We start from the raw sequence: 15,138 nt of genomic DNA, 5'->3' as shown, positions 1-15,138 counted from the left end.
CAACTACCTTTACGAAATTATCATTCAAAGCAATACCTGCTTTTGCATCAAAAATTGAGGTACGTGCATCGCCAAGGAAATCAGTTGAAACAACTTCATCTTCAGTATATCCTAAAATGCCTTTTAAATCACCTTCTGAGGCATCTTTCATAGCTTTTTTGATGTCCTCATAACTCGCAGCTTTGTTCAATCGAACGGTTAAATCTACTACAGAAACATCCGCAGTTGGAACACGGAACGCCATACCTGTTAATTTTCCTTTTAGTTCAGGAATTACTAAGGTAACCGCTTTTGCTGCACCTGTAGATGAAGGAATGATGTTTTGATAAGCTCCTCTTCCACCTCTCCAATCTTTTGCTGATGGCCCATCAACAGTTTTTTGAGTAGCTGTAGCCGCATGCACGGTAGTCATTAAGCCTTCTAAAATTCCAAATTTATCATTCAATACTTTAGCAATTGGAGCTAAACAATTTGTTGTACATGATGCATTTGAAACAATTGTCTGACTAGAAGTTAGATCTTTATGGTTTACACCCATCACAAAAGTAGGAGTGTCATCTTTCGCTGGTGCGGAAAGAACAACTTTTTTAGCTCCAGCCTGAATGTGTTTTTGAGCATCCGCTTGAGTTAAAAATAATCCTGTTGATTCAATAATAACTTCAGCACCTATTTCATTCCATTTAAGGTTTGCTGGATCTCTTTCAGCAGTTACACGGATAGTTTTTCCATTAACTACTAGATTTCCATTTACAACTTCGATTGTTCCATTGAACCTTCCGTGAGTTGAGTCATATTTTAACATATAAGCCATGTAGTCTGGTTCAACAAGATCGTTGATACCTACTACTTCAACTCCTTCTCTTTCAATTGCAGCCCTGAAAGCTAAACGCCCGATGCGGCCAAAACCATTGATTCCAATTTTCATTTTTATTAATTTTTGTTAGAGTAATATTTTAATAGATTATATATTGGCTCTTTTATTATTGAGCTAATTTCTAAATTATTGTTTGATGCAATCTCAACTAAATATTCTTCAAATCCAGCAGCAACAGTTCCAAGTATATGAATCTGACTTGTAGGATATTGTTCTTTTAAAGGCTTAATATAGGTTTTAAAATACAGATCAAAGCCTTCACTAACCATTTTTTTAACGAATGGATGATATTGATTGTCCATTAAAAAGTCTACAAATGAACTCAAATACAGTGCCGGTTCTGCTTTTCTGTAAACTTTGTCCAAAATTTGTGTTCTATCTAAATCATATTTTTTGATAAACTTCTCAGCAAAATCTGGAGGCATTAAATCATTCAAAAATGATTTTAAGAGTCGCCTGCCCAACCAATTCGCAGAACCTTCATCTCCTAAAATATATCCAAGTCCGAAGTTATTATCACTAATTTTTTTGCCATCAAAATAGGCAGCATTTGAACCACTACCTAAAATGCCAATTATACCTTTTTCATCACCACATGCTGCTAGTGCAGCTGCTTTAAGATCATGTTCAACAACTATTTTGCTGAAACGAAAAAAGCTGCCCAAGGCATTGGTTACTATATCTTGGCGCTCTTTTGAGGATGCTCCCGCACCGAAAAAATACACCCAGTGGATTTTTTCGGCATTATTTATAAGCTCAACACTTTTATCTAATAATTGAATAATATGGTTTTCATCACTGAAAAACGGATTTATACCCGGAGTTTTGAATTCAGATACTATTTTCCCTTTTTCCGCCAATTTCCAGTCGGCATGCCTCGAACCACTATAAACTACCGCAATCATATTAAATAGATAAAACGCTAACCATCTCCATTAAATCTTCTTCTAGCTTAAAATGGGGTGCATTTAAAGCCTCTTCAAGTGGCGTTAAAACAATCGAATTGCCTCTTAATCCAATCATCTGGCGGGTTTTGCCATTTAAAAGCTCCTTTACAGCTGCATAACCTAACCTGCTAGCTAGTACTCTATCGAAGCTACTAGGGCTACCACCTCTTTGTAAATGCCCTAAGATAGTTACTTTGATATCGTAATAATTGAATTTTTCTTTAACTCGCTCAGCTAATTGATAAGCACCACCACTTTTGTCGCCCTCAGCAACAATCACAATGCTTGATGTCTTTTTATTTTTTGCATCTCCAGAAAGCTTGTTAATCAATTCATCAACGGCAGTAGCACGTTCTGGCAATAGTACGGCCTCTGCACCTCCAGCAATTCCAGATCTTAATGCAATACAACCCGAATCGCGACCCATAACTTCTATGAAAAATAAACGATTATGTGATGCAGCTGTATCCCTAATCTTATCTATAGCCTCAATAACTGTATTTGTTGCGGTGTCGTAGCCTAAAGTGAAATCTGAACCGTAAAGATCATTGTCAATCGTGCCAGGGATGCAAATTACGGGTATGTCAAATCGTTTTGAAAGTCGTTCGGCTCCGCGTGAAGTTCCATCTCCACCTATTGCAACTAAGGCATCAATGCCATGTGCTTTAATATTTTTATAGGCCTTTTCTGTACCCTCATCGGTTTGAAATTCAAGACAACGAGCAGTTTTTAATATCGTACCACCAAGATGAATAATATTGCCCACAGACCGCGCGTCCATATCCCAAAAATCGCTTTCTAGCAATCCCTGATAACCTCTGCGAATACCAACAACTTCTATTCCATAGAAAATTGCTGTCCTTACCACTGCCCTAATGCAGGCATTCATACCCGGAGCATCACCACCTGAAGTAAAAACTCCTATTTTCTTAATTTGCGACAATTTTTTTCCTTGTAATTTATTACGAATATAGTGTGTATTCTTTACACTAAGTAATTTTTATTATATTTATGTTTAATATAATAAATCCATCTATATTTATTCTTTAATTCAAAATTTTTGGAAACGATACTGCCTAAATTTGATTCCGTTTTTTCAATTGATTGCGTAATTTTCGGATTCGATGATGGCGAATTAAAAATTCTGCTCATCAAACGAAATGAAGAACCCTTCAAAGATTGGTGGGCATTACCTGGTAATATCATTCAACACGATCAAAGCATTGATCTAGCGGCCGAACGAATTTTATATGAACTTACAGGGCTCAAAGATATTTTCATGGAGCAGTTTCACACTTTCGGCGATGTAAATAGGCATCCGCAAGGGCGGGTAATTACCGTGGCATACTATGCTATGATAAGGCTCAATGGGACAAAAGAGCTTAAACCTATTAGTAATTATGCCTCAAAAGCGGTATGGATTCCCGTAAATGATCTTCCGGAACTTGCTTTTGATCATGAAAAAATCTTCTCTCGAGGATTTGATAAAATTCGAAATAAAATTAGCTACCAACCAATTGCTTTTGAATTGCTACCAGAGAAATTTACACTCACCCAATTGCAGCAATTGTACGAAGTTATTCTTAATAAAAAGCTTGATAAGAGAAATTTCCGCAAAAAAATGCTCAACTATGGTATCCTAAAAGAACTCAACGAAAAGCAAAAAGGAGTTTCCTACCGTGCCGCAAAACTGTATAAATTTGATAAACGGAAATATGCCAAGCTCTTTCAGAAAGAACTTACCTTTAGCAGTTAATCTTCCTTCCTAATAAAATTATCTTTTTATTTTATGACTCTGCTATTTCCCTACATTTATTATTTACTAGACTAAACCATAATGGCGGAATTAGAGCTGGTAAAAGCATGCTCGCATAGCCACCGGGTAGTACCGGACTGTTAGGATAGGAAAGCAATTTATTGAAAGGTTTTGCAGCATGAAAATGGTGATCAGAATGTCTGCTTAAATCGATCAGGAAAAAGCGACTTATCAATTTGTCGCTTTGCCAAGAATGCCTTTCATCTACTCGTTCATTATCTTTTCTACTCAATCCATAATGTTCAATGTAATTGGTGTACTCAAGCAATATATTGGCAAATAATGCCTGAAGCAGGAGGGCTATAGATACTTCCCAAGCAATGAAATATCCCAAAATAGTTAAAACAAGAATATATCCTACAAGGCACGATAAAATATAATTATGGAGACTGAATATTGATTTTCCTTTAGAAAGGCAACGCTTCTGTTCCAATTGGAAGGATTGTTTTAACTGTCCAGAAACCGAACGTATCAAATAATGATAGTAATTTTCCCCAAATTTGGCGCTTACCGGATCTTCATTTGTTCCAACATATTTATGGTGTATCCTTAGGTGGTGAACATAGAAATAGGGATTAAAAACACTGAAAAGTAAAAATCTACCCGCAAAATTCCATGTTTTCTCTTTTCTATGAATCAGCTCATGTGCAACTACAATGGCCAAAGTGCCTGATGAGGTCCCAGTAGAAATTGCTGCCGCTAAAATCCAATTATCTTTTATTATTCCCGAATAAACGCCATAAATAAGACTTGAAATGGATAAGAACTGTGCTAAAACTGATAGATACATCAAAATTTCAGGTAGCTCATCGTCTACAATATCATCATTCCTATGGTCCTCAGGGAGTAGGATTTCAGCAATTCCCAAAATGGCAAAAGTGAAAAGAAAATTCATTAGGGTGTACCACCCACCATTCATATTCCCATAAATCACTAGTGAAATTGGAAATAAATTGAGAAAATATTTCCAATTCCTGAATGATTTCTTTTTGGATACTGTCCCTAAATCCATTGTTTTTTTGATAATAGCTTAATTGAAAATTTAAACTTTATCTAAAATACCTAAAACTATGAACTTTTTGCTGTTTTATTTTTCTTTGAAAATAAAATCATAATTATTGCGCCTGAAAATATCAATCCCCAGCCTAACCAGCGATATTTAATGATACTGCTTGCTGCAGCAGCTAATTTTTTCAGTGGAATAAAGCTGAAGTAATTTGTTACCTTAAAATAAACGGCTATAAAAGTGAATATTAGTACGAAAAGCAAAGACCATCCGCAAAAGCGTAAAAGGCCAAATTTATTTCCAGCAGCAGCAAATAGTGCCAATGCAGCCAAGGCATAAATTACCGAAGCCAAAACGGTATCGATATCCCAATAATTCCAATTTCCAATGATGGGTATATGAAGCATCGGCGAAAAGCCGCCACCAACAACCATTAATGCGCCAACAATGCCTAAATAGTTTTTAATTGTCATTTCTTAAGAATTATCCTTTCAATGCAGACTGAGGGTTATTTCCTTCTGTAAGCTCCATTTTTTCAGCAAAATGAGCGCAATAATCACGTAAATCTTCTACAATTGCCTCTTCTCCAGTTGCACGAAGAAAGCTATCGCCCATGGTCTGTAGAGTCTCATAAAAGAATCGCTTCATCTCATCCACTGGCATGTCCTTAGTCCAAAGGTCAATACGCAAGGAGTTTTTATAATTATGATCCCACAAAGCAAGCATCATCGATTTAACAGGTAGTGCTTCCTTGTTTTGTGAGTCGGTAGATTCCCACAAGATATTTTCAGGAACATTTTGATCGTCTAATTCAATAGTCAGTTTTATTTCAGCTTTTTTCATTGCGTCGTAATTTATGGATATATCGGTTGTGTTTATTAAAAATAGCTTTTGAAGATGGTAATCAAAAAGCCGACAAATATTAGAAATACTAATTCAAATAACCAAATTCGTTTTAGGTCTATTAGTAACCTTCTGAAAATCAGGTCGGTGATGAAGCAAATAATTACCAAAAATAGCACTGAAGCTAGGCTTGGGTAATTGTAATTCGCTTTACTTGGAAAGATTTGAAGGTAGGCAGTCCCGACAAGCAAAATGGAGGAAATGATGTTTAGCGGGCTAATTCGCAGGTTCATTTTTTCTTTCTGTCTTTTTTGTGAACAGCATCAAATTTGACACTTTTTTTCCTTCGCGCTGCACCAGGTTTGTTATTTCTTGCCTTGGCTTTGGGCTCCGACTTCGTAGTTTTTATTCCTTTTGTGTTTTTTGCTTTTTTCTCATGAAATGCTCCCTTGAACTCAGGATCCTCCCTACGTTTTTGAAGATCAATTTCACGGGCAATATTTTGGCGCTCTTCATATGGGGTATCATCCACAAAAACATCATCAGGCATATTGAACAATGGAATTTTCTGTCTGATTAGTTTTTCAATTTTTTCTACATAATATTCTTCTGAGGGACTGCAAAAGGTAATGGCATCGCCAGTTTGTAAGGCACGACCTGTTCTACCGATTCGGTGTACATAATCTTCAATGATAATTGGCACATCAAAATTAATTACGTGACTTACATTGCTCACATCGAGGCCCCTAGAGGCCACATCTGTTGCCACCAAAATACGTATTTGTCCTTCTTTAAATGCGTTTATAGAGTTAATACGTGTATTTTGCCCTTTATTGGCATGGATTACTCTAACCTGCTCCGCACCATATCTGCGCTCTAAAAAATGGAAAATATTATCAGCAACAGTTTTGGTTTTACAGAATATGATAAGTCGCGTAAAGTCTTCTGTATCTTTTAATAAATGTTGAAGTAAATTTAGTTTGGTCTTTAAATTTGGGACTTTATACAGCGCCTGACTAACTGTATCTGCTGGTGTTGCCTGGGCTGCGACTTCAATTATTGTAGGATGTTTTAGGAAATCACCCGATATTTTATGTACCAGCTCACTCATTGTAGCTGAAAATAATAGGTTTTGTCTTTTCCGTGGGACCACCTCCAAAATTCTGTGAATGGAGCCAATAAAACCCATATCCATCATTTTGTCGGCCTCATCCATGACCATAAATTTGAGGAATTGGGTGTTGATATGACCCTCCAAGTATAAATCGAGGAATCGTCCAGGGGTTGAGATGATGATATCTACACCTTTTTTTAACTCAGCAATTTGAGTCTTCGGACCTAATCCACCAAAAAGTACAACAGTCCGTAAATCGGTATACTTGGCAAAGGTCTTTACGTTTTCCTCAATTTGCATCGCCAACTCACGGGTAGGAGCAATAATTAAGGCTCTGGCATCATTCCCTTGTGCAAATTTAAGCTTCATCAAAATTGGAAGTACAAAAGCTGCGGTTTTTCCAGTGCCTGTTTGCGCAATTCCCATAATATCCTGACCTGATAAAATGGGCATAATGGCCTTTTCTTGTATCGGAGTAGGCAAAGTATAGCCTGCATCCGAAATGGCATTCAGGATCTGTTTATTGAGCTTAAAATCTTCAAAGGTTATTGACATAGCCGCAAAGATACGTGTTTGCTTTTATGTGCCGCTTTTTGCAGCTAGCTTTTATGTGATTAGATGAAAATTATTTATTAAAAAAATATTGCTGGGGGAAATTGCATTGGTTTATCCCTAATATACGCATTTTAACTTAATAAAGCAATAAAATTCACGTAAATGGCTAAAAATTCCGAAATTGCGAATGTAATTCTGCACCAAACTCTGAACTATGGCATCAATTCTCATTAAATCCGCAACATTAGTAAATGAAGGTAAAATTATTGTTTCCGATCTATTTGTAAAAAATGGAATCATCGAACAGATTGGCAAGAGCCTAAACATGTCTGCTGATCAGGAAATTAATGCCGAAGGGCTCCATCTTTTTCCAGGATGTATTGATGATCAGGTGCATTTTAGAGAACCCGGATTAACACATAAAGCGGATATCTTTACCGAAAGCAGGGCCGCAATTGCAGGAGGTATCACCTCTTTTATGGAGATGCCTAATACCGTCCCCAATACGCTCACTCAAGAATTATTAGCCGATAAATATCAAATTGGTGCTCGCAGCTCAGCCGCTAATTATTCCTTTTTTATGGGTGCTGGTAATGATAATTTGGAGGAAGTGCTCAAAACTGATCCTAAAAAAGTGTGCGGAATTAAGGTTTTTATGGGTTCCTCTACTGGCAATATGCTGGTTGATAATGAGAAAACACTAGAGGGAATTTTTAGTCAAGCGCCAATTCTTGTAGCCACACATTGTGAAGATGAAGCCACCATTCGTGCCAACGCAGCTCATTTTAAGGAACTCTATGGCGATAATTTAACTCCCGAAATGCATCCCCAAATTCGAAATGCTGAAGCTTGTTATATTTCTTCTTCTTTTGCCGTTGGATTAGCTAAAAAGTATAATACACGTCTTCATATTTTACATATTTCTACAGCAATTGAAACCAGTTTATTCGATAATACCATTCCTCTGAGCCAAAAAAGGATAACATCTGAGGCTTGTATCCATCATTTATGGTTTTCGGATGCGGATTATGCCAGCAAAGGAAATTGGATAAAATGGAATCCTGCGGTTAAATCTGCCGCCGATCGGGATGCAGTTTTTCAAGCAGTTTTGGATGATCATATCGATATCATTGCCACAGATCATGCTCCTCATACCATCGAGGAGAAATCTCAGGAATATAGTAAGGCTCCTTCGGGTGGTCCTTTAGTGCAACATGCACTTATCGCGATGCTTGAGCTCTATAAAAAAGGCAAAATTAGCCTCGAGAAAATAGTCGAAAAAATGGCTCATAGTCCAGCGGTTTGTTTTCAAGTCGATAAACGTGGGTTTATCCGCGAAGGCTATTGGGCAGATTTAGTTTTGGTAGATCTAAATAAATCGCAAACCGTTACTAAAGATAATTTGCTTTATAAATGCGGATGGAGCCCTTTTGAAGGTGAAATTTTTAGCTCAAGCGTTATCAGTACCATCGTTTCCGGAAATTTAGTCTATGAAAATGGGCAAATTAAGGATGGGATTTATGGTAAACGTTTAGAATTTAACCGCTAAAAGCATTCCAAAATTGTGTTTTGATTAAAACCTGTTTTTTAAAATCACACGTTTTTTCAATAAAAACTAATCCAATTGTAATAAATTATCAAATATGAGCGAATACTTCGGTATTGTGCCTAAACTCGCTACCTTTGCGGCTTGTTGAAAAACATTATGGCTAAAGTATCTATTAACATTGCAACCGGTTCAGTACAGAAGGAAGAATTAATTGTTGGGATTGATCTAGGTACAACCAATAGTCTTGTGGCATTCATCAATCCGGAGGGTAATCCTCAGGTAATTAATGATACGGGCAAAGGACTTTTAGTGCCTTCAGTGATACATTTTCAAGATAATGGCGATGTAATTGTTGGTAATGAAGCTAAAGAATTTCTTATTTCTGATCCTCAAAACACCATCTTTTCTGTCAAACGTCTTTTAGGTCGTTCTTTTAAAGATATTGAAGCCCATAGCAATTTATTTTCATATAAAATTATTGATGATGATGGCGAAAGCTTAGTCAAAATTAAGGTTGGAGATAAATTTTATTCGCCAATTGAACTTTCCGGAATGATTCTTAAAGAGTTGAAGGAGAGGGCAGAACATGCACTTAAAACGTCAGTAAATCGTGCGGTAATTACTGTTCCGGCGTATTTTAATGATAGTCAGCGACAAGCAACACGTGATGCCGGTAAATTGGCAGGTTTAGATGTATTAAGGATTGTAAATGAGCCTACAGCAGCTAGTTTGGCTTATGGAATCGGACTAAATCCAGAAGAAGAAAAGATAATTGCAGTTTATGATTTAGGGGGAGGCACTTTTGATGTGTCAATCCTAAAGATACAAAATGGGATTTTTGAAGTACTTTCTACTAATGGTGATACTTTTTTAGGTGGTGATGATTTTGATCGTGCCATTGTAAATTATTGGATTGAGCAAAATAAACTGGAAGATAAATTGAATGATTCTTCCTTCAATCAAGCCTTACGATTAAAGGCAGAAGAAGCTAAAAAAGCATTAACCACTCAAAATATTTTCAATGATTTTGTGGACGATGTGCCTTGTGCTATTACCAAAATAAAATTTGAAGAGTTAATTTCCTCAAAAGTAGATCAAACAATTGACTGCTGTAAAAATGCCTTGAAAGATGCAGGACTAAGTATTTCTGATATTCAAGAGGTGGTAATGGTAGGTGGATCTACACGTACTCCACTTGTTAAAAAGAGAGTTGCTGATTTTTTTGAAAAAGAAGTTCATGACCAAATTAATCCCGATGAGGTTGTTGCCCTAGGTGCTGCCATACAATCGGATATTTTAGCAGGAAATAGAAAAGACATTTTACTCTTGGATGTGACTCCACTTTCATTAGGGATTGAAACCATGGGTGGATTGATGGATGTGATTATTCCGAGGAATGCCAAGGTGCCGACTAAAGCGGGTAGGCAATATACTACGTCAATCGACGGACAAGTAAATATGAAGATTTCTGTTTATCAGGGCGAGCGTGATTTAGTCTCAGAAAATAGAAAATTAGCTGAATTTGACCTCAAAGGTATTCCCGCAATGCCGGCAGGATTCCCTAAAGTGGATATCAATTTCAAGCTCAATGCAGATGGAATTCTGACTGTTGAAGCCATTGAATTACGTTCAGGAGTAAAGCAGGAAGTTGAGGTAAAGCCAACTTACGGTTTAACCGATGAGCAAGTAGAGCAAATGCTTCTAGATAGCGTAGAACATGCACGCGACGATGTGAGCAAAAGAATGCTGATTGAAGCCCGCACCGAAGGCGAACAAATGGTTTATACTGTTGAGCGTTTCCTTACAAAAAACACAGAACAAGTCTCAGAAACCGAATGTGCCGACACTCAAAAATTAATATTAGCCCTCAAAAATGCTTTAGGTTCAGGTGATAAAGACCTAATCCATAAAAGTATCGATGAGCTCAACGAATTTACCCGCCCTTTTGCAGAACGTTTGATGAACACGGCAATATCTACTGCCATGAAGGGTAAGGCGATCGAGTAAATTTTTATTTTGAAGATTAGTCGGTAAAGACCAGGAATAAATTCCTGCTTTTCAAGATGGGTCGAGCCTATGGCTCTTATAAGTATTTTTTTCTTTAATTGACGAGCCATTTACCAGTCCCATCGGGACGACCCATCTTTTAGCAATGGATTTCAATCCGTTGCAATAAAAAAAACGAATTTCGATAATCCGGTGCAATGAAAACAGGGTTTCAATCCAATACAATAAAAAATGGATTTTAATCCATCCCAATAAAAATTCGTATTAATAAAAAAACCGTATTTTATATTCTAAGAGAAAAATAAAATATCATGGCAAATACATACCATCAAATTTATATACAAGCTGTTTTTGCAGTAAAGTATAGAGCAGCAGTTTTAGATAAAGATTGGAGAGCCACTGTTTTTAGTGTAATTGGAAATATCATTAATGAAACAGGATGTAAAACAATCATTGTAAATGGTGTAGAAGATCATGCGCATTGTTTTTTTGGTTTAAAACCAACAATTTCTATATCTGAATTGATGAAAACCGTAAAAGCAAAATCTTCAAAATATATTAATGACAATCGTTTATTACTAAATCGATTCGAATGGCAAGAAGGTTATGGTGCCTTTTCCTATAGCAATACCCAAATTGATGTAGTATTTAATTACATTAAAAATCAAGAAAAACATCATGCTAAAGAAACTTTTAAAGAAGAATATGTTGCTACTTTAGAGAAATTCCAGATTCCTTATGATGAACGTTTTATTTTTGAGGACTTAAAATAAATCCCTTATGGCCCGTGTTATCACCTTTCATATAAATCTAAACCACAACATCAATTGAGGCTTTTTTATGCGGGGCTTCGAGTGCCTCAGCTACCTTATGAGTGGCACCTAGGATAATTGTTTTCCCAGCAACCTCGCCACATATTTCCCAATAATATCAAACTCCAAATTCACTACATCTCCCTTTTTTAGCTCCTGCATATTGGTATGCTCATAAGTATAGGGGATAATGGCTACCGAAAAAGCGTTTTCGTGGGAGTTTACGACTGTCAGACTAATTCCATTCACGCAAATTGAGCCTTTTTCGACAGTAATATTTCCTATGGTAGGATCATAAGTAAAAGTATATTTCCAGCTACCAGCCATTTCTTTTACTTCTGTACAAATGGCTGTTTGATCTACATGGCCTTGCACAATATGTCCATCTAAACGGCCATTCATTTGCATGCAACGCTCCAAATTAATCAAATTGCCTAATTGCAGTTTTCCAATGCTCGTTTTATTTAATGTCTCAGCAATGGCAGTAACGGTATGGGTATTATCAGTGAGAGCAACAACAGTCAAGCAAACACCATTATGTGCCACAGATTGATCGATTTTAAGTTCATTTGAGATATCAGATTCGATAATAAGATGTAAATTATCTTGCTCTTTTTTTAACTCCACTACGCGACCGATAGTCTCAATTATACCTGTAAACATATTTTTTAGTTTATTACTAATATTTTTTTCTATTCTTTTTCCATTGAGATTTGTCCTCAATAGCTGCCTCAACTTTGGTAGCTGCGCTCTGTACTTTCATGAAATTTGCACCAATCAAAGCAGCAATCATGGCTTCTTCTTCATCGTCTTGCGAAAGGTGCTCCGGAATGAAGTATTTATTCACAAAATGGGTATCAAAATTGCCCGAAACAAAAGCTTCATGCTGCATCACAAATTTCCCGAAGGCTAGGGTAGTTTGAATACCCGTAATTTGATATTCATCAATGGCGCGAATCATACGTTCAATAGCTTCTTGACGGTCTTTACCATAGCTTACCAATTTTGCTATCATTGGATCATAGTAAATTGGGATATCCATTCCCTGCTCAAAACCATCATCTACGCGTATTCCGGGACCTTTCGGAGTGATATAAGTTTGCAAATTGCCAATATCAGGCAAGAAATTATTTGCTGGATCTTCGGCATAAACACGTAATTCAACAGCATGACCTTTTATTTTTAAGTCTTCTTGCTTAAAACTCAATGGCTCACCTCTAGCTATTCGAATTTGCTCTTTTACCAAGTCAATTCCCGTAATCATTTCTGTTACCGGATGCTCAACTTGCAAGCGGGTATTCATCTCAAGGAAGAAAAAGTCGAGGTTTTCATCCAAAATAAATTCGACCGTTCCAGCACCTATATAATTACATGACCGTGCTGCATTTACTGCACTTTCACCCATTTTTTGCCTTAATTCTTCGGATAAAACTGCTGAAGGAGCTTCCTCCACAACTTTTTGATGCCTACGCTGCACGGAGCAATCTCGTTCAAAAAGGTGGACGATATTCCCATAATTATCACCTAAAACCTGTATTTCGATATGCCTTGGCGAAGAAACGTAGCGTTCAATAAATACAGATCCATCACCAAAGGCCGAGCTCGCTTCTGAAACGGCTAAGTCCATTTGCTCTATAAAATCTTCTGCCTTTTCAACAATTCGCATGCCCTTACCACCACCACCGGCAGCAGCTTTGATCAATATAGGATAGCCTATTTCTAAAGCTCTTTTTTGAGCAATATCGATGTCTGTAACGGCTTCCTCTGTGCCAGGAACCATCGGAATTTGATAGCTCAACGCTGCTGCTTTGGCAGATAATTTATTGCCCATAATCTCCATGGCTTCGGGCGATGGACCAATTAATATGAGTCCCGCAGCTTTAACCATCCTTGCAAAAGCAGCATTTTCAGATAAAAATCCATAGCCAGGGTGAATTCCCTGAGCACCAGTTTTTTTGCAGGCTTCTATAATTTTTTCTCCTACGAGATAGGATTGAGAAGAGGGTGCAGGGCCTATAAAAACGGCTTCATCAGCATATCTTACGTGAAGTGCATTCCGATCTGCTTCCGAAAATACAGCAACGGTTTTAATTCCCATCTCACGTGCAGAACGCATGATGCGGAGGGCAATTTCACCACGGTTGGCTATCAGAATTTTTTCCATAGATCAAATTTTTAGATCGACTGCAAGAAAAGCAAAATTTTAATGAAGATTATGCTGAAAATGTCATTTTCGAGATAATTTTCCGATTTAATGAATTTTCTTTAAGGTCTCGAGTGTATAGTCGATCATCCCAGCATTAATATCCAAATGGGTGACAAAACGAATCATTTGTTTCCCAAACGTATTGCATTTGATTCCTTGATGTGATAATTTTTCAACAAATTCGTCTGAATTATGCTTTTCATCGAGCTCAAAAATTACAATATTGGTATCCGCAGGCATGCAGCTTTTTACAAATGGTAAGCTAATCAATGCATCTGCTAAGATTTTGGCATTCTGATGATCGTCCTTCAAGCGATTTACATGGTGATCAAGTGCATAAATACCTGCCGCAGCAAGAAATCCTGCTTGTCGCCAACCTCCACCCATCACTTTTCTTATCCGTTTCGCTTTTTGTATGGTTTCTTTACTTCCTAAAAGCACGGAGCCAACAGGCGCACCCAAGCCTTTCGATAAACAAACAGAAATGCCATCAAACATCCTTCCATACTCTTTCGGATCGTCTTTTGTTTCTTCTAGTGCGTTAAAAATACGTGCTCCATCTAAATGTAGACTCATGTTTTTTAAACGACATAAATGGTAAATAGGCTCTATTTGCTCTAGGCTATAAATGCTACCACCACCACGGTTTACAGTATTTTCTAATACCACCAAAGTGCTTTTTGGGTAGTGAATATTATCGGGATTTACATGAGGTTCAATTAAATCGGCAGATATGCGGCCGCGATCGCCATATAATAAACGCACGGATGCTGATGAGTTAAAGGCTATCCCGCCACCTTCATAACGGTAAACATGCGCTGTTTCATCACAAATTACCTCATCCATAGGGTTGGTAAAGCATTTTATTGCAATTTGGTTGGTCATGGTGCCTGAGGGACAAAATAAGGCATCTTCCATCCCAAATAGATGTTTAAGCTTATTTTGTAGTGTATTTACAGTTTCATCCTCACCAAAAACATCATCCCCAACTTTTGCACTATACATGGCTTCCAGCATGCCCGGTGTAGGACGTGTTACTGTATCACTGCGTAGATCTACAATCATTTTTGTCTCATTCATGGCTAAAAATAAATTTAATCTTGCTTATCTCGAATATTTTTTGTATATTATTAATGCAATTCTCTGAAATCTTTCCCCAATTGACACCCAAAGCCAAAAGGCAGGTACCTAAAAGAACAGGCTTCGAGAACCTCAGCCACCGGTTACGCAATGCCGCATGTCTGACAACTGATAACTGACAACCGATAACTCACAACTCATATCCCGGCTTCGAGAACCTCAGCCACCGGTTACCCAATGCCGCATGTCTGACAACTGATAACAGACAACTGCCAACCGATAACACACAACTCATATCCCGGCTTCGAGAACCTCAGCCACCGGTTAAC

General features: G+C 37.4%; 14 protein-coding genes. 4 read left to right on the top strand and 10 right to left on the bottom strand.

Going from position 1 to position 15,138, the window contains the following annotated elements; genetic code table 11:
- From gap to pfkA, 3 genes are all read right to left on the bottom strand, one after another.
- Positions 1–925: type I glyceraldehyde-3-phosphate dehydrogenase (gene gap, locus ACIQ0D_RS02755; RefSeq protein WP_395802885.1), on the bottom strand; the 925-nt coding region annotated here is incomplete at its 3' end.
- 5 nt (positions 926–930) lie between these two features.
- Positions 931–1,779: a hypothetical protein gene (locus ACIQ0D_RS02750; RefSeq protein ID WP_395802883.1), complete on the bottom strand. Its 849-nt coding sequence runs from the start codon at positions 1,777–1,779 to the stop codon at positions 931–933.
- Between the two features lies 1 nt (position 1,780).
- Positions 1,781–2,764, bottom strand: a complete 984-nt coding sequence (pfkA, locus tag ACIQ0D_RS02745) for a 6-phosphofructokinase (protein ID WP_395802881.1) — start codon at positions 2,762–2,764, stop codon at positions 1,781–1,783.
- Between the two features lie 117 nt (positions 2,765–2,881).
- Between pfkA and ACIQ0D_RS02740 the strand changes: the two genes are divergently transcribed.
- Positions 2,882–3,577, top strand: a complete 696-nt coding sequence (locus ACIQ0D_RS02740; protein WP_395802879.1) for an NUDIX hydrolase — start codon at positions 2,882–2,884, stop codon at positions 3,575–3,577.
- A 31-nt stretch (positions 3,578–3,608) separates the two neighbouring features.
- On the opposite strand, the gene ACIQ0D_RS02735 is transcribed toward ACIQ0D_RS02740, so the two are convergent.
- The 4 genes from ACIQ0D_RS02735 to ACIQ0D_RS02720 form a co-directional block, all read right to left on the bottom strand.
- Positions 3,609–4,649: an alkane 1-monooxygenase gene (locus ACIQ0D_RS02735; RefSeq protein ID WP_395802877.1), complete on the bottom strand. Its 1,041-nt coding sequence runs from the start codon at positions 4,647–4,649 to the stop codon at positions 3,609–3,611.
- Between the two features lie 56 nt (positions 4,650–4,705).
- Complete coding sequence (locus ACIQ0D_RS02730; RefSeq protein WP_395802875.1) at positions 4,706–5,116, bottom strand: hypothetical protein; 411 nt, start codon at positions 5,114–5,116, stop codon at positions 4,706–4,708.
- 10 nt (positions 5,117–5,126) lie between these two features.
- Positions 5,127–5,486, bottom strand: a complete 360-nt coding sequence (gene gldC, locus ACIQ0D_RS02725; protein ID WP_291399303.1) for a gliding motility protein GldC — start codon at positions 5,484–5,486, stop codon at positions 5,127–5,129.
- Positions 5,487–5,775: 289 nt separating this feature from the next.
- Positions 5,776–7,155: a DEAD/DEAH box helicase gene (locus tag ACIQ0D_RS02720; protein ID WP_395802872.1), complete on the bottom strand. Its 1,380-nt coding sequence runs from the start codon at positions 7,153–7,155 to the stop codon at positions 5,776–5,778.
- 214 nt (positions 7,156–7,369) lie between these two features.
- Here ACIQ0D_RS02720 and ACIQ0D_RS02715 point away from each other — a divergent pair, with 214 nt between their 5' ends.
- From ACIQ0D_RS02715 to tnpA, 3 genes are all read left to right on the top strand, one after another.
- The gene (locus ACIQ0D_RS02715; RefSeq protein WP_395802870.1) at positions 7,370–8,704 is read left to right on the top strand and encodes a dihydroorotase; all 1,335 of its coding nucleotides are present in this window, start codon (positions 7,370–7,372) and stop codon (positions 8,702–8,704) included.
- A gap of 156 nt (positions 8,705–8,860) precedes the next feature.
- Entirely contained in the window at positions 8,861–10,711 is a 1,851-nt protein-coding gene (gene hscA, locus ACIQ0D_RS02710) for a Fe-S protein assembly chaperone HscA (RefSeq protein ID WP_395802868.1), read from the top strand.
- Between the two features lie 311 nt (positions 10,712–11,022).
- Entirely contained in the window at positions 11,023–11,484 is a 462-nt protein-coding gene (gene tnpA / locus ACIQ0D_RS02705) for an IS200/IS605 family transposase (RefSeq protein ID WP_395802866.1), read from the top strand.
- A gap of 108 nt (positions 11,485–11,592) precedes the next feature.
- On the opposite strand, the gene ACIQ0D_RS02700 is transcribed toward tnpA, so the two are convergent.
- From ACIQ0D_RS02700 to ACIQ0D_RS02690, 3 genes are all read right to left on the bottom strand, one after another.
- Positions 11,593–12,186, bottom strand: coding sequence for a riboflavin synthase (locus ACIQ0D_RS02700; RefSeq protein ID WP_395802864.1), 594 nt, complete (start codon positions 12,184–12,186; stop codon positions 11,593–11,595).
- Positions 12,187–12,202: 16 nt separating this feature from the next.
- Positions 12,203–13,687, bottom strand: coding sequence for an acetyl-CoA carboxylase biotin carboxylase subunit (accC, locus tag ACIQ0D_RS02695; protein ID WP_395802862.1), 1,485 nt, complete (start codon positions 13,685–13,687; stop codon positions 12,203–12,205).
- An 87-nt stretch (positions 13,688–13,774) separates the two neighbouring features.
- Positions 13,775–14,809 (bottom strand): threonine aldolase family protein, encoded by a 1,035-nt coding sequence (locus ACIQ0D_RS02690; RefSeq protein WP_395802860.1) that lies wholly within the window; start codon positions 14,807–14,809, stop codon positions 13,775–13,777.
- Positions 14,810–15,138 lie beyond the last annotated feature (329 nt).

Source organism: Daejeonella sp., assembly GCF_044342615.1.
Taxonomy (GTDB): Bacteria; Bacteroidota; Bacteroidia; order Sphingobacteriales; family Sphingobacteriaceae; genus Daejeonella.
This window is presented reverse-complemented; position numbering and strand designations above follow the sequence as displayed.

Excerpts from the sequence above, each read along its gene's own strand:
- ACIQ0D_RS02750 (WP_395802883.1), bottom strand. The coding sequence starts at position 1,779 with ATGATTGCGGTAGTTTATAGTGGTTCGAGGCATGCCGACTGGAAATTG.
- tnpA (WP_395802866.1), top strand. The coding sequence starts at position 11,023 with ATGGCAAATACATACCATCAAATTTATATACAAGCTGTTTTTGCAGTA.
- ACIQ0D_RS02700 (WP_395802864.1), bottom strand. The coding sequence starts at position 12,186 with ATGTTTACAGGTATAATTGAGACTATCGGTCGCGTAGTGGAGTTAAAA.
- ACIQ0D_RS02735 (WP_395802877.1), bottom strand. The coding sequence starts at position 4,649 with ATGGATTTAGGGACAGTATCCAAAAAGAAATCATTCAGGAATTGGAAA.
- ACIQ0D_RS02690 (WP_395802860.1), bottom strand. The coding sequence starts at position 14,809 with ATGAATGAGACAAAAATGATTGTAGATCTACGCAGTGATACAGTAACA.
- hscA (WP_395802868.1), top strand. The coding sequence starts at position 8,861 with ATGGCTAAAGTATCTATTAACATTGCAACCGGTTCAGTACAGAAGGAA.
- gldC (WP_291399303.1), bottom strand. The coding sequence starts at position 5,486 with ATGAAAAAAGCTGAAATAAAACTGACTATTGAATTAGACGATCAAAAT.
- ACIQ0D_RS02715 (WP_395802870.1), top strand. The coding sequence starts at position 7,370 with ATGGCATCAATTCTCATTAAATCCGCAACATTAGTAAATGAAGGTAAA.
- ACIQ0D_RS02720 (WP_395802872.1), bottom strand. The coding sequence starts at position 7,155 with ATGTCAATAACCTTTGAAGATTTTAAGCTCAATAAACAGATCCTGAAT.
- ACIQ0D_RS02730 (WP_395802875.1), bottom strand. The coding sequence starts at position 5,116 with ATGACAATTAAAAACTATTTAGGCATTGTTGGCGCATTAATGGTTGTT.
- accC (WP_395802862.1), bottom strand. The coding sequence starts at position 13,687 with ATGGAAAAAATTCTGATAGCCAACCGTGGTGAAATTGCCCTCCGCATC.